The 22,932-nt window shown below is 54.7% G+C and carries 22 protein-coding genes, 1 other RNA gene and 1 pseudogene; 19 read left to right on the top strand and 5 right to left on the bottom strand.

Annotated elements, in window-relative coordinates:
• Positions 1 to 852, top strand: an 852-nt coding sequence (locus tag DD606_RS19765) for a thiamine pyrophosphate-dependent enzyme (protein ID WP_255573110.1), incomplete at its 5' end; no start/stop codon positions are given.
• Positions 853 to 897: 45 nt separating this feature from the next.
• Here DD606_RS19765 and DD606_RS19760 read toward each other — a convergent pair.
• Positions 898 to 1,656 (bottom strand): M48 family metallopeptidase, encoded by a 759-nt coding sequence (locus tag DD606_RS19760; protein ID WP_003860073.1) that lies wholly within the window; start codon positions 1,654 to 1,656, stop codon positions 898 to 900.
• A 272-nt stretch (positions 1,657 to 1,928) separates the two neighbouring features.
• Here DD606_RS19760 and tkt point away from each other — a divergent pair, with 272 nt between their 5' ends.
• The 13 genes from tkt to DD606_RS19695 all read left to right on the top strand — a co-directional run bounded on the left by tkt (position 1,929) and on the right by DD606_RS19695 (position 15,939).
• The gene (tkt, locus tag DD606_RS19755) at positions 1,929 to 3,920 is read left to right on the top strand and encodes a transketolase (RefSeq protein ID WP_129259020.1); all 1,992 of its coding nucleotides are present in this window, start codon (positions 1,929 to 1,931) and stop codon (positions 3,918 to 3,920) included.
• Positions 3,921 to 4,234: 314 nt separating this feature from the next.
• On the top strand, positions 4,235 to 4,678 hold the full coding sequence (gene cmtB / locus DD606_RS19750) for a PTS mannitol transporter subunit IIA (RefSeq protein WP_045337278.1): 444 nt from the start codon (positions 4,235 to 4,237) through the stop codon (positions 4,676 to 4,678).
• Between the two features lie 27 nt (positions 4,679 to 4,705).
• A complete protein-coding gene (locus tag DD606_RS19745) occupies positions 4,706 to 6,085 on the top strand; it encodes a PTS mannitol transporter subunit IICB (protein ID WP_047654185.1) in 1,380 nt (459 codons plus the stop codon).
• A gap of 23 nt (positions 6,086 to 6,108) precedes the next feature.
• Positions 6,109 to 7,386, top strand: coding sequence for a zinc-binding dehydrogenase (locus DD606_RS19740; RefSeq protein ID WP_048242053.1), 1,278 nt, complete (start codon positions 6,109 to 6,111; stop codon positions 7,384 to 7,386).
• A complete protein-coding gene (gene glpX, locus DD606_RS19735; RefSeq protein ID WP_048242052.1) occupies positions 7,383 to 8,354 on the top strand; it encodes a class II fructose-bisphosphatase in 972 nt (323 codons plus the stop codon). The genes DD606_RS19740 and glpX overlap by 4 nt, the downstream gene beginning before the upstream one ends.
• Before the next feature lie 15 nt (positions 8,355 to 8,369).
• A complete protein-coding gene (locus DD606_RS19730; RefSeq protein ID WP_045337282.1) occupies positions 8,370 to 8,879 on the top strand; it encodes an MltR family transcriptional regulator in 510 nt (169 codons plus the stop codon).
• Complete coding sequence (locus DD606_RS19725) at positions 8,876 to 9,586, top strand: nucleoside/nucleotide kinase family protein (RefSeq protein WP_129259018.1); 711 nt, start codon at positions 8,876 to 8,878, stop codon at positions 9,584 to 9,586. The genes DD606_RS19730 and DD606_RS19725 overlap by 4 nt, the downstream gene beginning before the upstream one ends.
• A 293-nt stretch (positions 9,587 to 9,879) precedes the next feature.
• Positions 9,880 to 10,899, top strand: a complete 1,020-nt coding sequence (epd, locus tag DD606_RS19720) for an erythrose-4-phosphate dehydrogenase (protein ID WP_003860076.1) — start codon at positions 9,880 to 9,882, stop codon at positions 10,897 to 10,899.
• A 49-nt stretch (positions 10,900 to 10,948) separates the two neighbouring features.
• Complete coding sequence (gene pgk / locus DD606_RS19715) at positions 10,949 to 12,112, top strand: phosphoglycerate kinase (RefSeq protein WP_003860077.1); 1,164 nt, start codon at positions 10,949 to 10,951, stop codon at positions 12,110 to 12,112.
• Between the two features lie 92 nt (positions 12,113 to 12,204).
• Positions 12,205 to 13,284: a class II fructose-bisphosphate aldolase gene (gene fbaA, locus DD606_RS19710; protein ID WP_003860079.1), complete on the top strand. Its 1,080-nt coding sequence runs from the start codon at positions 12,205 to 12,207 to the stop codon at positions 13,282 to 13,284.
• A gap of 187 nt (positions 13,285 to 13,471) precedes the next feature.
• Complete coding sequence (gene mscS / locus DD606_RS19705) at positions 13,472 to 14,326, top strand: small-conductance mechanosensitive channel MscS (RefSeq protein WP_003860082.1); 855 nt, start codon at positions 13,472 to 13,474, stop codon at positions 14,324 to 14,326.
• A gap of 144 nt (positions 14,327 to 14,470) precedes the next feature.
• The gene (gene argO / locus DD606_RS19700; protein ID WP_039269094.1) at positions 14,471 to 15,106 is read left to right on the top strand and encodes an arginine exporter ArgO; all 636 of its coding nucleotides are present in this window, start codon (positions 14,471 to 14,473) and stop codon (positions 15,104 to 15,106) included.
• 92 nt (positions 15,107 to 15,198) lie between these two features.
• Positions 15,199 to 15,939, top strand: a complete 741-nt coding sequence (locus DD606_RS19695) for an oxidative stress defense protein (RefSeq protein WP_003860087.1) — start codon at positions 15,199 to 15,201, stop codon at positions 15,937 to 15,939.
• A gap of 48 nt (positions 15,940 to 15,987) precedes the next feature.
• Here the strand turns inward: DD606_RS19695 and argP are convergent, their stop codons facing one another.
• Positions 15,988 to 16,881 (bottom strand): DNA-binding transcriptional regulator ArgP, encoded by an 894-nt coding sequence (gene argP, locus DD606_RS19690; RefSeq protein WP_003860089.1) that lies wholly within the window; start codon positions 16,879 to 16,881, stop codon positions 15,988 to 15,990.
• A gap of 127 nt (positions 16,882 to 17,008) precedes the next feature.
• Between argP and rpiA the strand changes: the two genes are divergently transcribed.
• Together rpiA and serA are read left to right on the top strand one after the other, a co-directional pair.
• On the top strand, positions 17,009 to 17,668 hold the full coding sequence (gene rpiA / locus DD606_RS19685) for a ribose-5-phosphate isomerase RpiA (RefSeq protein ID WP_003860091.1): 660 nt from the start codon (positions 17,009 to 17,011) through the stop codon (positions 17,666 to 17,668).
• 266 nt (positions 17,669 to 17,934) lie between these two features.
• Positions 17,935 to 19,167: a phosphoglycerate dehydrogenase gene (gene serA / locus DD606_RS19680; RefSeq protein WP_017692705.1), complete on the top strand. Its 1,233-nt coding sequence runs from the start codon at positions 17,935 to 17,937 to the stop codon at positions 19,165 to 19,167.
• A 102-nt stretch (positions 19,168 to 19,269) separates the two neighbouring features.
• On the opposite strand, the gene DD606_RS19675 is transcribed toward serA, so the two are convergent.
• The 3 genes from DD606_RS19675 to zapA all read right to left on the bottom strand — a co-directional run bounded on the left by DD606_RS19675 (position 19,270) and on the right by zapA (position 20,445).
• Positions 19,270 to 19,866 (bottom strand): 5-formyltetrahydrofolate cyclo-ligase, encoded by a 597-nt coding sequence (locus tag DD606_RS19675; RefSeq protein WP_063855278.1) that lies wholly within the window; start codon positions 19,864 to 19,866, stop codon positions 19,270 to 19,272.
• Positions 19,867 to 19,890: 24 nt separating this feature from the next.
• A non-coding RNA gene (gene ssrS, locus DD606_RS19670) (6S RNA) lies at positions 19,891 to 20,074 on the bottom strand.
• Between the two features lie 41 nt (positions 20,075 to 20,115).
• Entirely contained in the window at positions 20,116 to 20,445 is a 330-nt protein-coding gene (gene zapA / locus DD606_RS19665) for a cell division protein ZapA (protein WP_003860096.1), read from the bottom strand.
• Between the two features lie 167 nt (positions 20,446 to 20,612).
• Here zapA and DD606_RS19660 point away from each other — a divergent pair, with 167 nt between their 5' ends.
• From DD606_RS19660 to DD606_RS19650, 3 genes and pseudogenes are all read left to right on the top strand, one after another.
• A complete protein-coding gene (locus DD606_RS19660; protein WP_003860099.1) occupies positions 20,613 to 21,191 on the top strand; it encodes a YecA family protein in 579 nt (192 codons plus the stop codon).
• Between the two features lie 31 nt (positions 21,192 to 21,222).
• Entirely contained in the window at positions 21,223 to 22,536 is a 1,314-nt protein-coding gene (gene pepP, locus DD606_RS19655) for a Xaa-Pro aminopeptidase (RefSeq protein WP_129259022.1), read from the top strand.
• A pseudogene (locus DD606_RS19650) lies at positions 22,533 to 22,932 on the top strand (2-octaprenyl-6-methoxyphenyl hydroxylase); the annotation flags it as partial. The gene pepP and the pseudogene DD606_RS19650, both read left to right, overlap by 4 nt.

Here is a 22,932-nt window from a genome sequence, read left to right as displayed (position 1 = left end):
ATTGCGCAGTGTGATTTTACGTTGGTGGCCGGTTCTCGCCTGCGCAGCAACGAAACCCGATCCTGGACGCTTGAGCTGCCTTCCCCGCGGGTGCAGCTCGATATCGACCCGGCGGCAGCAAGCCGTAACTACCTGATGGATAGCACGTTGATAGCCGATTGTTCCGCGCTGCTTGGCGCGCTGGCTGAAAAAGTGCAGGGCCGCGAGTGGGGCAACGCCCAGTGGGATACGCAGGTACAGCAGGCTGTCGGGCAAGCTGAGCAGGGGCTGCGCGAGCAGTGCGGCGCCTATGCGAAGCTTAACGACGCCATTGAGAAAGCCCTGCCGAAAGACGGCCTGCTGGTGCGCGATATCACCGTGTCCGGCAGCCTGTGGGGTAGCCGCCTGTTCAGGGCTAACGGTCCGCTGATGAATATTCACTCCCTCGCCGGGGCGATTGGCATGGGCCTGCCGATGGCTATCGGCACCGCGATTGCCAACCCACAGCGCAAGGTGGTGGGGCTGGTGGGCGACGGCGGCCTGAGCCTCAATTTAGGCGAACTGGCGACGCTGGCGCAGGAGAAAGCCAACGTGACACTGCTGATCATGAACGACGGGGGCTACGGCGTAATGCGTGGTATTCAGGATAAATATTTTGGCGGGCGTCAGTATTATAACGCGCTGCATACGCCGGATTTTACCCTGCTGGCGCAGGCGATTGGTCTACAGGCCTGGAGCGTTGAGCAGGCCGAGGATTTTGACGCGGTGATGATGGAAGCGTTAGCGATGCCGGGGCCGTCGGTGGTAGAGGTGCGGATGGGGCAGATTGGCGCCCTTAAGTTTGCCGGGCCGCCACAGAAAACGCTGTACTGATTGAGTCTTGTTGCCCGGTAGCGCGGCGCGCACCGGGCCGGAGTATTATTTAATACCGTCTGCCGCCATGCGGTCACGGATATGCTGCGCGCGTTCAACGGAGGCCGGGTGATCATCAAACATGGAGCTTTGACGGCCTTCCTCCAGTTTCGCCAGTTTTTCGAAGCTGGTGGCTAAACCTGATGGATTGATGCCGCGTTTGCGCAACAGATCGTAAGAGTAGTCATCCGCTTCCGACTCCTGACGCTGGGAGAACTGGGAGTTAACCAGTTTCTCACCCACGTCGCCCAGCTGCGACTGGGACAGGCTGCCGACAATGCCGCCCGCAGAGGCCGCCGCTGCACGCACGGCATTGGTGCCCAGCGCAACCTGCATCCCTTTCTTCACGTGACCCAGAGCAACGTGACCCATTTCATGGCCGATCACCGCTTCCACTTCGTTGTCGGTCATCATGTCCATCAGGCCGCTGTATACGCGGATACAGCCGTTAGCCATCGCGAAGGCGTTGACGTCTTTCGCCATATACACCTTGTAGTTCACCGGCTGACCGTTAATGTTGTCGCCCAGCGCGGAAGCAATCTTGTTCAGACGCTGCGTGTAGGTGCTGTTTGCCGGGGCAAGCGTAGCTTTTCCATCCATATCCTTACAGGCCTCGTCGCTCAGCGCTTTCACCTGCGCATCGCTCAGTGAGTAGGCCTGAAAAGCTTCTGCGCCTGAGGTCATCAGGCCGTTAGAATCCATATTCTGACAGCCGCTTAGCAGGAGCGTTGTTCCCACAGCCAGCCCGATTGCACGCATTTTCATGATGTTGCTTCCGTACTCGTTAATCTGAATTAATTCCGAAAAATGCACCGTCAACGAAGCCGGTGTCGGGCTAAGTATAAGGAATATCTACAGGGGCGGGCGAGCAGATTGCGCAACATGCGAGCATGATCCAGAGATTTCTTAAGCAGCAAAAGAATGCTCCATGTACATGCCCTGCGGCTTGGGTTACATTGTTGGCACTTTTTTCCGGCGTAGCCCAAAACGCGCTGTCGTCAAGGGCATGGCCTTTAACAGTCCGATCTGGAGTTAAAATGTCCTCACGTAAAGAGCTTGCTAATGCTATTCGTGCGCTGAGCATGGACGCAGTACAGAAAGCCAAATCCGGCCACCCGGGCGCCCCTATGGGCATGGCTGACATCGCCGAAGTCCTGTGGCGTGATTTCCTGAACCATAACCCGCAGAACCCGGCATGGGCAGACCGCGACCGTTTCGTGCTGTCTAACGGCCACGGCTCTATGCTGATCTACAGCCTGCTGCACCTCACCGGCTACGATCTGCCAATCGAAGAGCTGAAAAACTTCCGTCAGCTGCACTCCAAAACTCCAGGTCACCCGGAAGTGGGCTACACCGCTGGCGTTGAAACCACTACCGGTCCGCTGGGTCAGGGCATCGCTAACGCCGTAGGTATGGCGATTGCAGAGAAGACCCTGGCGGCGCAGTTTAACCGTCCTGGCCACGACATCGTTGACCACTTCACCTACGCCTTCCTGGGCGACGGCTGCATGATGGAAGGCATTTCTCACGAAGTGTGCTCCCTGGCAGGCACCCTGAAGCTGGGTAAACTGGTTGCGTTCTACGACGACAACGGTATCTCCATCGACGGTCATGTTGAAGGCTGGTTCACTGACGACACCGCAGCACGTTTCGAAGCCTACGGCTGGCACGTTGTGCGCGGCGTTGATGGCCACGATGCTGACTCGATTAAACGTGCCGTAGAAGAAGCGCGCGCCGTGACCGACAAACCGTCCCTGCTGATGTGCAAAACCATCATCGGCTTCGGTTCTCCGAACAAAGCGGGCACTCACGACTCCCACGGCGCACCGCTGGGCGACGCGGAAATTGCACTGACCCGTGAAGCGCTTGGCTGGAAACACCCTGCATTCGAAATCCCGTCTGAAATCTATGCTCAGTGGGATGCAAAAGAAGTGGGTCAGGCGAAAGAAGCGGCCTGGAACGAGAAGTTCGCGGCTTACGCGAAAGCCTTCCCACAGGAAGCGGCTGAGTTCACCCGTCGTATGAAAGGTGACATGCCGTCTGACTTCGACACCAAAGCGAACGAGTTCATCGCGAAGTTGCAGGCGAACCCAGCCAAGATCGCCAGCCGTAAAGCATCTCAGAATGCGATCGAAGCGTTTGGCCCTCTGCTTCCAGAATTCCTCGGCGGCTCCGCTGACCTGGCGCCATCAAACCTGACCCTGTGGTCCGGATCTAAGCCAATCAACGAAGATACTGCCGGTAACTACATCCATTACGGTGTACGTGAGTTCGGTATGACTGCGATTGCCAACGGTATCGCTCTGCACGGTGGTTTCCTGCCGTACACTTCTACCTTCCTGATGTTTGTGGAATATGCACGTAACGCCGTGCGTATGGCTGCGCTGATGAAACAGCGTCAGGTGATGGTCTACACCCACGACTCCATCGGTCTGGGCGAAGATGGTCCAACTCACCAGCCAGTAGAGCAGGTGGCTTCCCTGCGCGTGACCCCGAACATGAGCACATGGCGTCCATGTGACCAGGTTGAATCTGCGGTGGCGTGGAAATACGGCGTTGAGCGTCAGGATGGCCCGACCGCGCTGATCCTCTCCCGTCAGAACCTGGCGCAGCAGGAGCGTACCCCAGAGCAGCTGGCAAACATCGCGCGCGGTGGTTACGTGCTGAAAGATTGCGCAGGCCAGCCTGAGCTGATCTTCATCGCGACCGGTTCTGAAGTTGAACTGGCCGTTGCCGCATGGGAAAAACTGACTGCCGAAGGCGTGAAAGCGCGTGTGGTTTCTATGCCTTCTACCGATGCGTTCGACAAGCAGGATGCCGCGTACCGCGAATCCGTACTGCCTAAAGCGGTCTCCGCTCGCGTGGCAGTGGAAGCGGGTATCGCAGACTACTGGTTCAAATACGTGGGTCTGAACGGCGCTATCGTCGGGATGACCACGTTTGGTGAGTCTGCGCCAGCTGAACAGCTGTTTGAAGAGTTCGGCTTCACCGTTGAAAACGTTGTCGCTAAGGCGAAAGAACTGCTGTAACTCTCCCAGTGATGCAAAACGGGTCGCTCAGGCGGCCCGTTTTTATTTTGGAGGTATTTTTTTTGGTGTTAACAACATATAATTGGTGATTCCCATCACAAATACGCAAAGTCATAATATGTTTAATTTGCAATGGGTATCACATATATAGACTTGCTTTTTAATTTTTCGTTTTTAACGATCTGTTTTTATTCGTTTTATTAAAATGCACTCTGGCACGCTCGCTATTTTGTCTCCGTTTGATTTCATTTTACCGCAGGCGTATTTTGTTTTTAGCGATACGTTGTACCCTAAAAATAAAATAAGGATGATATATGCGGTTAATTGATTATTTCCCTGAATCCTCAATATCAATAAAATCCGCAGCAAAGGACTGGCAGGAAGCCATTGATTTTTCCATGTCGTCTTTGCTGCAAAATCATTATATTAACGCTGATTATATTGAAGCAATTAAAACCTCGACGCTTACTAATGGCCCTTATTACATTCTCGCTCCGGGTGTGGCAATGCCTCATGCCCGTCCGGAGTGCGGTGCCTTAAAAACAGGTATGTCATTAACGCTTCTTAAACAGGAAGTGCAGTTTGCCGACGACGATGAGCCCGTAAAATTACTCATTGGTTTATCGGCGGCGGATGCGGATTCACATATCGGCGCTATCCAGGCATTAAGCGAATTATTATGTGAAGAAGACAGGCTGTCGGCGTTGTTAACCGCTAAGTCAGAAAAGCAGTTGGCGGATATTATCGCTCACGCATAATTATTCTCTCCTTTACAGGACATTATTATGGAACACAAGTCTGCTCGTGCAAAGGTCCAGGCTTTTGGGGGCTTTTTGACTGCAATGGTCATCCCGAATATTGGCGCTTTTATTGCCTGGGGATTTATTACCGCATTATTTATTCCAACCGGCTGGATGCCAAATGAGCATTTCGCCAAAATTGTTGGTCCGATGATCACCTATTTATTGCCGGTGATGATTGGCTCTACCGGCGGACACCTGGTTGGCGGCAAACGTGGGGCAGTGATGGGGGGGATCGGCACTATCGGCGTGATTATCGGCGCGGATATTCCTATGTTCCTCGGCTCAATGATCATGGGGCCACTCGGCGGTCTGGTAATTAAGCACATCGATCGGCTGCTGGATAAACGCATTCCCGCTGGTTTTGAGATGGTCATCAACAACTTCTCGCTGGGTATTGCGGGTATGCTCCTCTGCCTGCTGGGATTTGAAGTGATCGGTCCTGCGGTGTCGATTGCCAATAACTTTATTAAAGAGTGTATTGAATCACTGGTACATGCAGGCTACCTGCCGCTGCTGTCGTTGATTAACGAACCGGCAAAAATCCTGTTTTTAAATAACGCTATCGATCAGGGTGTTTATTATCCGCTGGGGATGCAGCAGGCTTCCGAGACGGGTAAATCCATCTTCTTTATGGTGGCCTCCAACCCCGGGCCGGGTTTAGGTCTGCTGCTGGCTTTTGCTTTTTTCGGCAAAGGAATGGCGAAGAAGTCAGCCCCCGGCGCGATGATCATTCACTTCCTGGGCGGCATTCATGAGCTCTATTTCCCTTACGTACTGATGAAACCGCTGACGCTGATTGCGATGATTGCTGGCGGCATGAGCGGGACGTGGGTGTTTAACCTGTTAGGCGGTGGTCTGGTGGCTGGCCCAAGTCCGGGTTCGATTTTCGCCTACCTCGCGTTAACGCCTAAAGGCGCATTCCTCGCCACGATTGCTGGCGTAACGACAGGCACGCTGGTCACCTTTGCGGTCGCCTCTTTTATCCTGAAGATGGATAAAAATAACGAAGCTGAAACGGAAGATACTTTCAATGATTCTGCCAACGCCGTAAAAGCCATGAAGCAGGAAGGCAAGTTTACTTACCAGGATGTTAAGCATATCGCTTTTGTCTGCGATGCCGGAATGGGCTCCAGCGCTATGGGCGCGACGACATTCCGGAAGCGTCTGGAAAAAGCCGGACAAAACATCGAAGTAAAACATTATGCCATCGAAAATGTGCCTGACGACGCGGACATTATTGTTACCCATGCCAGCCTGGAGGGGCGCGCTAAACGGGTCAGTGACAAACCGTTAGTGTTGATAAAAAACTATCTCGGCGATCCTAAGCTTGACGAGTTATTTAAGCATCTAACGGCGAATTAATCTATCTGGTTCCTGGAGTCATTATGAAAACGAAAGTGGCTGCCATTTATGGCAAGCAGGATGTTCGTATCCGCGAATTCGAACTGCCCGAAATAAGCGACAATGAACTGCTGGTGAGCGTAATTTCCGACAGCGTTTGTTTATCAACCTGGAAGGCGGCGAAATTAGGTAGTGAACATAAACGTGTGCCGGACGATCTGGAAAATCATCCGGTCATAACCGGACATGAATGTGCCGGGGTGATTGTTGAGGTCGGAAAAAACCTTACCGGGAAATTTAAAAAAGGTCAGCGCTTTGTTTTACAACCGGCAATGGGATTGCCGAGCGCTTATTCTGCTGGCTACAGCTATGAATATTTTGGCGGCAATGCGACGTATATGATTATTCCAGAAGTCGCAATTAATCTGGGCTGCGTTTTACCTTATCACGGCTCCTATTTTGCGGCGGCTTCGCTGGCGGAACCCATGTGCTGCATTATCGGCGCGTATAACGCCAATTATCATACGACACAATATGTCTATGAGCACCGGATGGGCGTGAAACCGGGAGGTAATATTGCGCTTCTGGCCTGCGCCGGGCCGATGGGAATTGGCGCTATTGATTATGCGATTAACGGCGGGATTCAGCCGTCGCGCGTTGTGGTGGTGGATATCGATGAGGCACGCCTTGCGCAGGCGGAAAAACTCCTGCCGGTTGAGCTGGCGGCACAAAAGGGCATTGAGCTTATCTATGTTAATACCTCCGAACTGGAGAACCCTGCCGCTACGTTACGCGCATTAACTGACAATGCAGGCTTTGACGACGTGTTTGTCTATGCCGCGGTTCCGGCGGTCATTGAACTGGCAGACGATCTTCTCGCCGAGGACGGGTGCCTGAATTTCTTCGCCGGACCAACGGACAGCAATTTCAAGGTGCCGTTTAATTTTTACAACGTCCATTACAACAGTACCCACGTGGTGGGCACCTCCGGCGGCTCGACGGAGGACATGAAAGAGGCGATTGCGCTGAGTGCGACAGGCCAGCTCCAGCCGTCGTTTATGGTGACTCACATCGGCGGTCTGGATGCGGTGCCGCATACGGTACTCAATCTGCCGGACATTCCTGGGGGCAAGAAGCTTATCTACAACGGTGTCACCATGCCGTTAACGGCCATTGCCGATTTTGCCGAAAAGGGTAAAACCGATCCGCTTTTCCGGGAGCTGGCAAGGCTTGTGGAAGAGACTCACGGCATCTGGAATGAAAAAGCAGAGCGCTATCTGCTGGCGAAGTTTGGGGTGGATATTGGGGAGGCGGCCGCATGATGTCTCTGGCATGGCCGCTCTTTCGCGTCACGGAACAGGCGGCGCTGGCCGCCTGGCCGCAAACCGGGTGCGGCGATAAAAACCGAATCGACGGGCTGGCGGTAACCGCCATGCGCGAGGCGCTAAACGCGATAGCGATTCGCGGGCGTATCGTCATCGGCGAAGGTGAGATCGACCATGCGCCAATGCTGTGGATTGGCGAGGAGGTCGGAAGCGGCGTCGGCCTGGCGGTGGATATTGCCGTCGATCCCATTGAGGGGACCCGCATGGTGGCGATGGGACAAAGCAATGCGCTGGCAGTGATGGCGTTTGCGCCTGAGGGCAGCCTGTTTCATGCCCCTGATATGTACATGAAAAAACTGGTGGTTAACGCAGCGGCAACCGGGGCAATCAGCCTCGCTCTCCCGCTGGCAGAAAACCTTCGCAACGTTGCCCGGGCGCTGGGCAAGCCGCTGGACCATCTGCGGATGGTAACGCTGGACAAACCGCGCCTGCAAAATGTAATTGCCGAGGCAAGGCAGCTGGGCGTGAAAGTGTTCGCGCTGCCCGATGGCGACGTCGCCGCCAGCGTTCTGACCTGCTTACAGGATAATCCCTATGATCTGATGTACACCACAGGCGGCGCGCCGGAAGGGGTGATCTCTGCCTGCGCGGTGAAAGCGCTGGGTGGCGAAATGCAGGCGGAGCTGATCGATTTTTGTGAAGCGAAAGGGGAGAGTCCTGAGAACCGTCGGGTCGCCGTGCAGGAGCACCGTCGCTGTGCGGAGATGAAGGTGGAAGTCAATCGTATCTATACCCTTAGCGAACTGGTAAAGGGCAATGACATCCTGTTCAGCGCGACGGGCGTGACGGGTGGCGAACTGGTTAAAGGTATTCAACAGGTTGCGGAGGGTGTGCGCACGCAAACTTTACTGATCGGCGGCGCAGATCGAACGTGTAATATAATAGACTCTCTGCATTCACAGTGATTTATCGAGATACAAATGACGACGCTGACAGAAGACGACGTGCTTGAGCAACTGGATGCTCAGAATAACCTCCTCGCATTCATGACGACGGCACAGTCTTTTTTGCTCCAGGGCATTAAATGTTTTCTGCCGTCGCTGTTTGTCGATAACGATGAAGAGATCGTGGAATATGCAGTGAAGCCGTTACTCGCCCGGAGTGGGCCGCTTGATGACATCGACGTGGCGTTACGCCTGATCTATGCGCTGGGGAAAATGGAAAAATGGCTCTACGCCGACATTACGCATTTTTCACAGTTTTATCAGTATCTGAAAGAGCAGGATACCCTCCCTGGCTTTGCCGATGACATCACCTGGGATTTTATCAGCAACGTTAATTGCATCACCCGTAACGCGACGTTATTCAGCGCGCTGGAGTCGATGAAATTTGCTGACTTTGCCGCATGGTCTGAGGTGCGCTTTACCGCAATGATCAAGACGGCGCTCACCCTGGCGGTAACGACAATTTTAAAGGAACTTACGCCGTGAAAATTGGGCTAACGGTTAACGGGCTACATGTAGAAGCACATTATCCTGACGACGAAATTGAAAATGTTCATAAGCCTTTGCTGCGGCAACTGGCGAAACGGCATTTCGCCAGCGCCAGCAGACGTACGATTGTTTTTCTCAGCGCGCCGCCCGGGACGGGCAAATCCACGCTGACCGCCTTCTGGGAATTCCTCTCTCGTCAGATGGAGGGGATGCCGCCGATCCAGACGTTGCCGATGGATGGATTTCATCACTACAACGTCTGGCTGGAAGCGCATAACCTGCGCGCGTACAAAGGCGCCCCGGAAACCTTTGATGTCGACAGGCTGGCGCAACATCTGCGGCAGATAAAAGAGGGCGACAGTACCTGGCCGCAGTATGACCGACAAACGCACGATCCTGTCGAAGAGGCAATCGTGGTAACGGCCCCTGTCGTGATTGTTGAGGGTAACTGGCTGCTGCTTGATGACGAACGATGGCGAACGCTGATGGAATACTGCGATTTTTCATTGTTTATTCGCGCCCCCGCCGAAGCGTTACGTACGCGCCTGGTGGGACGTAAGCTGGCCGGCGGACTCTCTCAGGCCGACGCCGAAGCGTTTTATGCGCGCACCGACGGGCCAAACGTGGAGCGTGTTTTGCGTCACAGCCGTCCTGCCAAGGTGGAACTGATGATGTCGGCAAATGGCGAATACCGACTCGTCTGAGCCTCCGCAGCTTTCAGTGGGGACACCGGTCGACCCGCCGCGTTTTTACGTGGCGGGATGGAAAGGGATTATTCCGGAAAAATGTGATGGAGATCAGATAAAATCGCTCTTAATCTGGACAGAGATTCCTTTTATTCCCCGATTCGCTTATTCTTGCTGAAGCGTTTCAGTCGATTAAATGTTCGACAATTGACCAATCAATCGCAGTTTGTGACAGCAAGGATTCCCCTTCGGGCGTCGCTGGATTACTCTTTCAGCCACCTCAAACTCAGGGATAGCTTTGCAGGAGATCTATGACCGTACGCGTAGCGATTAATGGCTTCGGTCGCATCGGGCGCAACGTGGTTCGTGCTTTATATGAATCCGGGCGTCGTGCGGAAATCACCGTGGTGGCAATCAATGAACTGGCGGATGCTGCGGGCATGGCACATTTGTTGAAATATGACACCAGCCACGGTCGCTTTGCCTGGGATGTTCGCCAGGAAAGGGAACAGCTGTTCGTCGGTGACGATGCCATCCGCGTGCTGCATGAGAACAGTATTGAAGGGCTGCCCTGGCGCGAACTGGGTGTGGATGTGGTGCTGGACTGTACCGGCGTGTACGGTAACCGTGAACATGGCGAAGCGCATCTGAATGCTGGCGCGAAAAAAGTGCTGTTCTCCCATCCCGGCAGTAACGACCTCGACGCCACCGTCGTGTTTGGTGTTAACCAGCACGAGCTGCACGCTGAACACCGCATTGTCTCCAACGCCTCCTGCACCACCAACTGCATTATTCCGGTCATTAAACTGTTAGACGATGCTTATGGCATTGAATCCGGCACCGTGACCACGATTCACTCCGCCATGCACGATCAGCAGGTAATCGACGCCTACCATCCGGATTTACGACGCACTCGCGCGGCGAGCCAGTCAATCATTCCGGTGGATACGAAACTGGCTGCCGGGATCACCCGTATTTTCCCGCAGTTTAACGACCGTTTTGAAGCGATTGCCGTGCGCGTTCCGACGATAAACGTCACCGCAATCGATCTTAGCGTGACGGTGAAAAAACCGGTAAAAGCCTGTGAAGTCAACCTGTTGCTGCAAAAAGCGGCACAGGGAGCATTTCATGGTATAGTTGACTATACGGAATTACCGTTGGTCTCAGTAGATTTTAACCACGACCCGCATAGCGCCATCGTGGATGGCACGCAGACGCGAGTCAGTGGTGCGCACCTCATCAAGACGCTGGTCTGGTGTGATAACGAATGGGGCTTTGCTAACCGAATGCTCGACACCACGTTAGCCATGGCTGCGAAAGGTTTCAGGTAGAGCGCACCTTGCGCTTGCAAAACTTTAAGAATCAACGAGAGGATTCACCATGTCTGTAATTAAGATGACCGATCTGGATCTGGCAGGTAAACGCGTTTTCATCCGTGCCGATCTGAACGTACCGGTTAAAGATGGCAAAGTGACCAGCGACGCGCGTATCCGTGCATCTCTGCCAACCATTGAACTGGCTCTGAAGCAGGGCGCTAAAGTGATGGTCACCTCCCACCTGGGCCGTCCAACTGAAGGCGAGTACAACGAAGAGTTCTCTCTGCTGCCGGTTGTTAATTACCTGAAAGACAAACTGTCCAGCCCGGTTCGCCTGGTGAAAGATTACCTGGACGGCGTGGAAGTTGCCGAAGGTGAGCTGGTTGTTCTGGAAAACGTTCGCTTCAACAAAGGCGAAAAGAAAGACGACGAAACCCTGTCCAAAAAATACGCTGCGCTGTGCGACGTATTCGTGATGGATGCATTCGGTACGGCTCACCGTGCGCAGGCATCTACCCACGGTATCGGTAAATTCGCAGACGTCGCCTGTGCAGGTCCGCTGCTGGCTGACGAACTGGAAGCGCTGGGTAAAGCACTGAAAGAACCTGCTCGTCCAATGGTCGCTATCGTTGGTGGTTCTAAAGTTTCTACCAAACTGACCGTACTGGATTCTCTGTCCAAAATCGCTGACCAGCTGATCGTTGGCGGTGGTATCGCGAACACCTTCGTTGCTGCGCAAGGCCACAACGTGGGTAAATCCCTGTACGAAGCGGATCTGGTTGACGAAGCCAAACGTCTGCTGGGTACCTGTGATATCCCGGTTCCAACTGACGTTCGCGTGGCAACCGAGTTCTCTGAAACTGCTACCGCAACCCTGAAATCTGTTAACGACATCAAAGATGAAGAGCAGATTCTGGACCTGGGCGACGTTTCTGCACAGAAACTGGCTGAAATCCTGAAAAACGCAAAAACTATCCTGTGGAACGGTCCTGTCGGCGTGTTCGAATTCCCGAACTTCCGCAAAGGGACTGAGATCGTGGCTAACGCAATCGCAGACAGCGAAGCGTTCTCTATCGCAGGCGGTGGTGACACCCTGGCAGCAATCGACCTGTTCGGTATCGCTGACAAGATCTCCTACATCTCCACTGGTGGCGGCGCATTCCTCGAATTCGTGGAAGGCAAAGTTCTGCCAGCAGTAGCAATGCTCGAAGAGCGCGCTAAGAAGTAAGCCATTCAGGGGCAGGGAAACCTGCCCAATTTTCAGCGCGCTTATCAGAGCTCGCACCATTTCTAACGGCCGAAGATACAGGACTAAGCAACATGTCTAAAATTTTTGATTTCGTAAAACCTGGCGTTATCACTGGTGATGACGTACAGAAAGTGTTCCAGGTAGCTAAAGAAAACAACTTCGCTCTGCCAGCAGTTAACTGCGTGGGTACCGACTCCATCAACGCCGTACTGGAAACTGCTGCTAAAGTTAAAGCTCCAGTTATCGTTCAGTTCTCTAACGGTGGCGCTGCGTTCATCGCAGGTAAAGGCGTGAAAACTGACATTCCTCAGGGTGCTGCAATCCTGGGCGCTATCTCTGGCGCACATCACGTTCACCAGATGGCTGAGCACTACGGTGTTCCGGTTATCCTGCACACTGACCACTGCGCGAAAAAACTGCTGCCATGGATCGACGGTCTGCTGGACGCAGGTGAAAAACACTTCGCAGCAACCGGTAAGCCACTGTTCTCTTCTCACATGATCGACCTGTCCGAAGAGTCTCTGGAAGAAAACATCGAGATCTGCTCTAAGTACCTGGCGCGTATGTCCAAAATGGGCATGACCCTGGAAATCGAACTGGGTTGCACCGGCGGTGAAGAAGACGGTGTGGACAACAGCCACATGGACGCTTCTGCACTGTACACTCAGCCAGAAGACGTTGATTACGCTTACACCGAGCTGAGCAAAATCAGCCCACGCTTCACTATCGCAGCGTCCTTCGGTAACGTACACGGCGTATACAAACCAGGTAACGTGGTTCTGACCCCGACCATCCTGCGTGATTCTCAGGAATACGTGTCCAAAAAACACAACCTGCCGCACAACAGCCTGAACTTCGTCTTCCACGGCGGTTCCGGTTCTTCTGCTCAGGAAATCAAAGATTCCGTAAGCTACGGCGTAGTGAAAATGAATATCGATACCGACACCCAATGGGCAACCTGGGACGGTATCCTGCAATACTACAAAACCAACGAAGCTTACCTGCAAGGTCAGCTGGGCAACCCGAAAGGCGAAGACCAGCCGAACAAGAAATACTACGATCCACGCGTATGGCTGCGCGCTGCCCAGACTTCTATGATTACTCGTCTGGAGCAGGCATTCAAAGAACTGAACGCGGTTGACGTTCTGTAATTTGAGCTGTTCATAGCGTCAAGAAGGTCCGCATATGCGGGCCTTTTTTTATGCTTTTTCAATATCCTGCAATACCTGATTTTGTGATCTGTTTGGCAAAGCCGGTGCTTTTTGTTTACCCTTTACTGACCTGCCTGTCTCCATGGGGGATGGATTTTGTGTTTTGGTTTAACAAAAGGAAGAATAAATGGAACAACTTGATGTTGTAGACAGCATCAATAACGCGGGTAACTGGCTGGTGCGCAACCAGGCGCTACTGCTGAGCTACGCCGTGAATATTGTTGCCGCTATTGCCATCATCATTGTCGGGATGATCGTGGCGCGTATCGTTTCGAACGCTGTCAACCGGGTGATGGTCGCACGACACATTGATGCCACAGTCGCCGATTTCCTCTCCGCGCTGGTCCGTTACGGCATTATCGCCTTTACGCTGATTGCGGCGCTGGGGCGTGTCGGCGTGCAGACGGCATCCGTCATCGCTGTGCTCGGTGCTGCCGGTCTGGCCATTGGTCTGGCATTGCAGGGTTCGCTGTCTAACCTGGCGGCGGGCGTATTGCTGGTGACCTTCCGTCCGTTCCGTTCCGGTGAGTATGTGGATCTGGGCGGTATTGCCGGTACCGTGTTGCAGGTTCAGATTTTCTCCACGACCCTGCGTACCGTGGATGGTCGCATTGTGGTAGTCCCGAACGGGAAAATCATTGCGGGCAATATCATTAACTTCTCCCGCGAGCCGGTGCGTCGTAACGAGCTGATCATCAGCGTGGCGTACGACTCCGATATCGATCAGGTGAAGTCGCTGATCGCCAACATCATTGCCTCTGACGATCGCATTCTGAAGGACCGCGAGCAGACCGTTCGTCTGAACGAGCTGGGCGCGTCATCTATTAATTTTGTGGTGCGCATCTGGAGCAAAAGCAGCGATCTGCAAAACGTTTACTGGGATGTGCTGGAGCGCATCAAGCGTGATTTCGATGCCAACGGCATCAGCTTCCCGTACCCGCAGATGGACGTAAACGTCAAAAAAGTCAAAGAAGCAGAGTAACGTCTCCCGTAGGCCCGGTAAGCGTCAGCGACACCGGGCTTTTCTTTTATTAGCCCGGCTAATCCCCAATTAATATTATCCATTTCCTCTAATGACGTTCCCGCAGTATAGTCTGCCCCAGGACAACTCTGCGAGAATGACGTCATGTTATCTTATTATTTTCAGGGGCTTGTGTTAGGTGCGGCCATGATCCTTCCCCTTGGTCCACAAAATGCGTTCGTGATGAACCAGGGCATTCGCCGCCAGTATCATCTGATGATTGCCCTGCTGTGTGCGGTGAGCGATCTGCTGCTGATTTGCGCCGGGATTTTTGGCGGCAGCGCCCTGTTGATGCAGTCGCCGTGGCTGCTGGCGCTGGTTACCTGGGGCGGCGTAGCGTTTCTGCTGTGGTACGGGTTTGGTGCCCTGAAAACGGCCATGAGCAGCAATCTTGAGCTGGCTAGCGCCGAAGTGATGAAGCAGGGGCGCTGGAAGATTATCGTCACCATGCTCGCCGTGACGTGGCTTAACCCGCACGTCTACCTTGATACCTTTGTGGTACTGGGCAGCCTGGGCGGACAGCTGGACGTTGAGCCGAAACGCTGGTTTGCGCTCGGTACGGTCAGCGCCTCCTTCCTCTGGTTCTTCGGTCTTGCGATCCTGGCGGCGTGGCTGGCGCCACGACTGCGTACCGCCAAAGCACAGCGCATTATTAATACCCTGGTGGGGCTGGTGATGTGGTTTATTGCCTTCCAGCTGGCGAAAGAGGGCATTCATCACGTACAGGGATTGTTCAACTAAGCGTTGTCTTATGGACATCTGGACAAGACCCGCTAAGCTTGCTGGCATGAGCCCTGTTAACAGGGCACTCTTCGCAACATGGAGGAATGACAGTGAAGTTTAAGGTGATGGCCCTGGCGGCATTAGTAAGTTTAGGTGCGGTGTCGGTGCAGGCGAATGAACTGCCAAACGGCCCGCACATCGTCACTTCAGGTACGGCAAGCGTGGATGCGGTACCGGATGTTGCAACCCTGGCAATTGAAGTGAACGTGGCGGCGAAAGATGCTGCTTCCGCCAAGAAACAGGCAGACGATCGTGTTGCGCAATACCTCTCTTTCCTGGAACAGAACGGTGTCGCGAAAAAAGACATCAGCTCTGCGAACCTGCGTACCCAACCGGATTACGACTACCAGAACGGCAAAAGCATCCTGAAAGGCTATCGCGCCGTGCGTACTGTGGAAGTGACTGTACGCCAGCTTGATAAGCTCAACGGATTGCTGGATGGTGCGCTGAAGGCAGGGCTGAACGAAATTCGTTCCGTCTCGCTGGGCGTTGCGCAACCGGAAAAATATAAAGACGAAGCGCGTAAAGCGGCAATTGATGATGCCATTCATCAGGCGCAGCAGCTGGCATCCGGCTTCAAGAGCAAGCTCGGTCCGGTTTACAGCGTCCGTTACCACGTTTCAAACTACCAGCCAAGCCCGATGGTGCGGATGATGAAGGCGGACGCCGCGCCGGTTTCTGCTCAGGAAACCTACGAGCAGCCAACCATTCAGTTCGACGATCAGGTTGATGTGGTGTTCCAGCTGGAGCCAACTCAAACTCAGCAAACTGAGGCGGCTAAGGCGCAGTAGTTTGCCCTCACCCTAACCCTCTCCCACAGGGAGAGGGAATTCAAGCGATTAATCCTGTCTCAACACCTTATGCCCAAACGCCAGCAGCGCGTCGGTGACGTTGCGCATCATGCGGCTTTCCGGGGCAAAACGGTGCCAGTAGAGCATCCGGCGCTGATACAGCCCCGGGGTTAAATCAATCAGCTCACCACTTTTCAACTCTTTCTCAATCTGCAAATGCGGGATCATGCAGCAGGTCGTGCCCTGACGCGCGAGCTGTACGAAGGCTTCGGACGAGTTAACGATATGACACGGCACGCTGCCCGGCGGCAAATCGAAGTTTTGTTGCAGGAAGGCCTGATGCATATCGTCAAGATGGTCGAACGCGACGGCAGGGGCTTTCAGCAGCGCGGCGCGAGTCACGCCGTTCGGGAAGTAGCGCTCGGCAAAGGCTTTTGAACCGACAAACAGGTAATCCAGCGCGCCCAGCTGATCCACCAGACAGCTTGGCAGCGCCTGCGGCTGAATACTGACCGCCCCAACCACTTCGCCACGGCGCAGGCGTTCCTGAGTGCGGGTCTCGTCTTCAACCTGAAGGTTCAGGCGGATTGGGGAGTCGGCCAGCACCGGCGCAAGGGCCGGCAGCAGCCAGGTTGCCAGACTGTCGGCGTTCACCGCCAGCGACAGCAGCAGCGGCGTGGAGCCGGTTTGTTCATCGCCCAGCCATTCATCTTCCAGCAGTTCAACCTGACGCAGCAGGGCGAGGAGCTTTTGTCCTTGCTCTGTCGGACGCGGCGGTACGGTACGCACCAGCAGCGGCTGCCCGAACATGTTTTCAAGCTGTTTGATACGCTGTGATACGGCGGACTGGGTGATGCACAGCTTTTGCGCCGCGCGCTCAAAACCGCGTTCACGAATAACTGCATCAAGTGCCTGTAGTGTTCTGTAGTCCGGACGTTTCATTGCTCTGGCTGACTCCTTAATTTTGCTTAATCTGCACTATGACACAATTTTCCCTTCGTGGCAGACGAAATCCATTCGACGTGTTCTATAATGCGCCCTGAGTTTTCACACCACAGGCAAAACGATCATGACGCAGGATGAACTGAAAAAAGCAGTAGGATGGGCCGCTCTCCAGTACGTACAGCCGGGTACCATTGTCGGTGTTGGTACGGGGTCCACGGCGGCACACTTTATCGATGCGCTGGGCACGATGAAGGGGCAGATCGAGGGTGCGGTTTCCAGCTCCGATGCTTCCACGGAAAAGCTGAAAAGCCTCGGCATCACCGTTTTCGACCTCAACGAAGTGGACCGTCTGGGCATTTACGTTGATGGCGCGGATGAAATCAACGGCCACATGCAGATGATCAAAGGCGGTGGCGCGGCGCTGACCCGCGAAAAAATCATCGCTTCCGTGGCGGATAAGTTCATCTGCATCGCGGACGCCTCCAAGCAGGTCGACATTCTGGGGAATTTCCCGCTGCCGGTCGAAGTGATCCCGATGGCGCGCAGCGCGGTTGCCCGTCAACTTGTGAAGCTGGGCGGTCGTCCGGAATACCGTCAGGGTGTGGTGACCGACAACGGCAACGTGATCCTCGACGTTCACGGCCTTGAGATCCTCGATGCCATTGCGCTGGAAAATGCGATCAACGGCATTCCAGGCGTTGTTACCGTAGGGTTATTTGCCAACCGTGGCGCGGATGTGGCGCTGATCGGCACGGCTGACGGTGTAAAAACCATCGTAAAATGATCTGACGGGGGGAACGCTCCCCCCGCTAAAAAAATTTTGAAAAGCTAAATTCGGTGACTTGTGTCACGTTTTTCCGCCTCTTTTGCCGATCCTGCCACGTTCGTAATTTTCCGCAGCATTTTCCTCTGCCATTTTGCTCTGTATGACTTTTCTTCAGAGTGCCGACGCAAACGTTCATATTGCTGCAATAGTTTTTTTTGATATGTTGGCTGCACGGGATTTATATCCAGCACAACATCAGTTCAGATAAAAACAGGGTCGGGTAAATGGCAAAGGTATCACTGGAGAAAGACAAGATTAAATTCCTGCTGGTTGAAGGCGTGCACCAGAAAGCGCTCGATAGCCTTCGCGCAGCAGGCTACACCAACATCGAATTTCACAAAGGCGCGCTGGACACTGAAGAGCTGAAAGCGTCCATCCGTGATGCCCATTTCATTGGCCTGCGATCCCGTACCCAACTGACTGAAGACGTTATTGCTGCGGCGGAAAAGCTGGTGGCGATTGGCTGTTTCTGCATCGGCACCAACCAGGTTGATCTGAATGCCGCCGCAAAACGCGGTATCCCGGTCTTTAACGCGCCGTTCTCTAACACCCGTTCCGTGGCGGAGCTGGTAATTGGCGAGCTGCTGCTGCTGCTTCGCGGCATTCCGGAGGCTAACGCCAAAGCGCACCGCGGCGTGTGGAATAAGCTGGCTGCGGGCTCCTACGAAGCCCGTGGTAAAAAGCTCGGGATTATCGGTTACGGCCATATCGGTACGCAGCTCGGTATTCTGGCGGAATCCCTCGGCATGCACGTGTTTTTCTACGATATCGAAAGCAAGCTGCCGCTGGGTAACGCGACGCAGGTGCAGCATCTTTCTGACCTGCTGAACATGAGCGACGTGGTAAGCCTGCACGTGCCGGAAAATGCGTCCACCAAAAACATGATGGGCGCAGAAGAGCTGGCGCTGATGAAGCCGGGCTCTCTGCTGATCAACGCCGCGCGTGGTACGGTGGTCGATATTCCTGCACTGTGCGACGCGCTGAAGCGTAAACATCTGGCGGGCGCGGCGATTGACGTGTTCCCGACGGAACCGGCCACTAACAGCGATCCGTTCACCTCTCCGCTGTGCGAGTTCGACAACGTGATCCTGACGCCGCACATCGGCGGTTCTACTCAGGAAGCGCAGGAGAATATCGGCCTGGAAGTGGCGGGTAAACTGAGCAAATATTCCGACAACGGTTCAACGCTCTCTGCGGTGAACTTCCCGGAGGTGTCTCTGCCGCTGCACGGTGGGCGTCGTCTGCTGCACATCCACGAAAACCGTCCTGGCGTGCTGACCGCCATCAACCAGATCTTTGCCGAGCAGGGCGTTAACATTGCTGCGCAGTATCTGCAAACTAACTCGCAGATGGGTTATGTGGTTATTGATATTGAAGCGGATGAAGACATCGCCGAGAAAGCATTGCAGAGCATGAAGGCCATTCCGGGGACGATTCGCGCGCGTCTGCTGTACTGATGGTGCGGTCTGTGGTGTCGGGTGGCGCTTACGCTTACCCGACCTACAATGTTCGAGGATTTATGTAGGCCGGGTAAGGCGTAGCCGCCACCCGGCTTTATTCTACCAGGTCCAGGTTTTACTGGGCGTCACCACCGCCGGCAACGGCACATCCCATTTCTCTACGGGTAATACCTCCACGCCCTGGCAATCATGCGCATACCCCACCGGCTGCAATCCGTACTGCTGCCAGTTTTGCAGCGTCCTGTCATAGAACCCCCCGCCCATGCCTAATCGCTGGCCCTGCTCGTCAAACGCCACCAGCGGCGTAATCAGCACATCCAGTTCAGATAGCGGCAGCACGTCGCGCACGTCGAGTTTGGGTTCGGTGATTTTCAGACGATTTACCACCAGCTCGCTGTGCGGATGGTAGTGCAGAAACAGCAGATTGCCTCGGCTAAAGGGATGTAGCACCGGCAGATAAACTTTTTTCCCGGCGCGCCAGAGCTGGTCGATAAGCGGTTGGGTATCCAGCTCACCATCAAACGAGATAAACAGGGCGACGGTGTTTGCCATCACCACAGGCGGATAGGCCATCATGCGGGCGGCGGCCTGCTGGGCAAAATGTGCCTGTTGCTCGGCGCTTAAGGCGCGACGACGCTGGCGAATAAGCTGACGGATGTCCTGGCGTGAAGCAGAAACTTCAGGGAATTGAGTCATGGTAGTCGGTAGAAGAAAAGAGAGGGAATCTCCGAGATGCCGCCGCAGGCTGTAACCCTTGAACCCTTGGTTCAAGGTGAATGTGTCGTCATAGTTTTAAGGCTTCTCGGACGGACCGAGCATGCTCACCAACCATGGAGCGCCACATTCTTGTGGTATGAAATATCGGCTCAGGGGACTGGCCCGCTTGCGAACATCTCAGAGAAATTTTGTCTTCACAGTTACTCTACCATAGTCAACTGAGAAGTGTTATTCAAACTTTGGTCCCGGTCTTTCGGGACTGCGACCTTGATCAAGCAATGCCTGTTCTATGGTCTGCTGGAGCATTTTAATGCGCTGCTCCATGCTTGCCGCGTAATCGCGGGTCTTCGCTTTTTCCTGAGTCAGTTCATAGCTGATGTTCAACGCGGCGATGAAAACCAGCTGCTCAGTATTTGTGACTCTAGTGCGTTCTTTTAGATCTTGCAACCGCTGATTCAAATCGTCCGCAGCCTGATTCAAGGCATCCCTTTGTTCAGGCGGACAATTCACTCGCAGTGAACGGCCAAAAATCTGGAGATCGACGGGTTGTGCAGACATGCCACCTTCCTGCTGATTGACTGCGCTGCCTTCGCTTACTGCCCCGGGGGCTGCGAAGGGGCGACACTATAGCTACCCTGATGTGAAGATACAAGCCCTTTTCTGGTATCACCAGGGTCCAAAGTGGTAGCATATCATGAATATCCTCCCTTTGATGACGAATGCGTATGTCTATACAGAACGAAATGCCTGGTTACAAGGATTTAAACCAGTTACTGAACCAGCAGGGAGTCGGTCTGACCCCTGCCGAAATGCACGGTCTGATCAGCGGCATACTGTGCGGCGGAAACAGCGACAGCTCATGGCAGCCGCTGATCCACGACCTCACCAACGAAGGGCTGGCGTTTGGCCACGAACTGGCGGAAGCGCTGCGTAAAATGCACGCCGCAACCAGCGATTCCCTGGAAGACGATGGCTTTCTTTTTCAGCTTTATCTGCCTGAAGGCGACGATGTCAGCGTCTTCGATCGCGCCGATGCGCTCGCGGGTTGGGTAAACCACTATCTTCTTGGCCTGGGCGTAACCCAGCCTAAACTGGATAAAGTGACCGGCGAAGCGGGTGAAGCGATCGACGATCTGCGTAATATCGCCCAGCTCGGCTACGATGAAGACGAAGACCAGGAAGAGCTGGAAATGTCTCTCGAAGAGATTATCGAGTACGTGCGCGTGGCGTCTCTGCTGTGCCACGACAACTTTACGCGCTCGCAGCCGACCGCGCCGGAAGTTCGCAAGCCAACATTACACTAAGAAAAATAACGCACAGGAGGGTGTCATGGTTATCTCCAGTCAAGAGTATTCTCGCCGTCGTCAGGCGCTGCTGGCAAAAATGCAGTCGGGAAGCGCTGCCCTGATTTTCGCCGCGCCGGAAGTGACGCGCAGCGCCGACAGCGAATACCCCTATCGCCAGAGCAGTGATTTCTGGTACTTCACCGGGTTTAACGAGCCGGAAGCGGTACTGGTGCTGATTAAAAGCAATGACACCCACAACCACAGCGTGATTTTTAACCGCGTGCGCGATCTGACCGCGGAAATCTGGTTTGGCCGCCGCTTAGGGCAGGAGGCGGCGCCGGAAAAACTGGGCGTGGACCGTGCGCTGGCCTACAGCGAAATCAACCAGCAGCTTTACCAACTGCTGAACGGCCTGGACGTGCTCTATCACGCGCAGGGCGAATACGCGTATGCGGATGACATTGTCTTCACCGCGCTGGATAAGCTGCGTAAAGGCTCGCGCCAGAACCTGTCCGCACCTGCCACGCTGACGGACTGGCGTCCGATGGTGCATGAGATGCGCCTGTTTAAGTCTGAAGAAGAGCTGAACGTGATGCGCCGCGCGGGCGAAATCAGCGCCCTGGCGCATACCCGCGCCATGGAAAAGTGCCGTCCCGGTATGTTCGAGTACCAGCTTGAAGGCGAAATTCACCATGAATTTAACCGTCACGGCGCGCGCTTCCCGTCCTATAACACCATCGTAGGCGGCGGTGAAAACGGCTGCATTCTGCACTACACCGAAAACGAAAGTGAACTGCGCGACGGCGATCTGGTGCTGATTGACGCGGGCTGTGAATATCAGGGTTACGCGGGCGACATCACCCGTACCTTCCCGGTGAACGGTAAATTCACCACCGCGCAGCGTGAAATCTATGACATCGTGCTTGAGTCTCTGGAGACCGCGCTGACGCTGTTCCGCCCTGGCACCTCCATCCAGGAGGTTACGGGCGAGGTGGTGCGCATCATGATTACCGGGCTGGTGAAGCTCGGCATTTTGAAAGGCGATGTGGACACCCTTATAACCGAAAACGCCCATCGTCCGTACTTTATGCACGGCCTGAGCCACTGGCTGGGGCTGGATGTGCATGACGTCGGGGCATACGGTCCGGAACGTTCGCGCGTGCTGGAGCCAGGCATGGTGCTGACCGTTGAGCCTGGGCTGTACATCGCGCCGGATGCCGACGTGCCAGAACAGTACCGCGGGATCGGCATTCGCATTGAAGATGACATCGTCATCACCGAAACCGGTAACGAAAACCTGACCGCGACCGTGGTGAAAAAAGCCGACGACATCGAGGCGCTGATGGCGGCGGCACGCGTATGAGCGTGATCATCGTTGGCGGAGGCATGACCGGCGCTACTCTGGCGCTGGCCATTTCGCAGTTAACCAAAGGCCAGCTTCCGGTGCATCTTGTTGAGGCGGTTGCGCCGCAGGCGGCCGATCATCCCGGCTTCGATGCCCGCGCCATCGCGCTGGCCCAGGGAACCTGCCAGCAGCTTGCGCGCAGTGGCATCTGGCAGGCGATAGCGGACTGCGCGACGGCCATCGGCACCGTTCACGTCAGCGATCGCGGCCACGCCGGGTTTGTGACGCTGGATGCCCACGATTACCGAATTGAGGCACTGGGGCAGGTCGTTGAGCTGCATGACGTGGGGCTGCGGCTGTTCCGTCTGTTACAGGATGCCCCTGGCGTTACGCTGCACTGTCCGGCGCGCGTCG

Source organism: Enterobacter cloacae complex sp. GF14B (assembly GCF_004136805.1).
In the GTDB taxonomy this organism is placed as follows: Bacteria; Pseudomonadota; Gammaproteobacteria; order Enterobacterales; family Enterobacteriaceae; genus Enterobacter; species Enterobacter hormaechei_C.
Note: the sequence above shows the minus strand (reverse complement) of the source record. Positions and strands in the feature narration are given on the sequence as shown.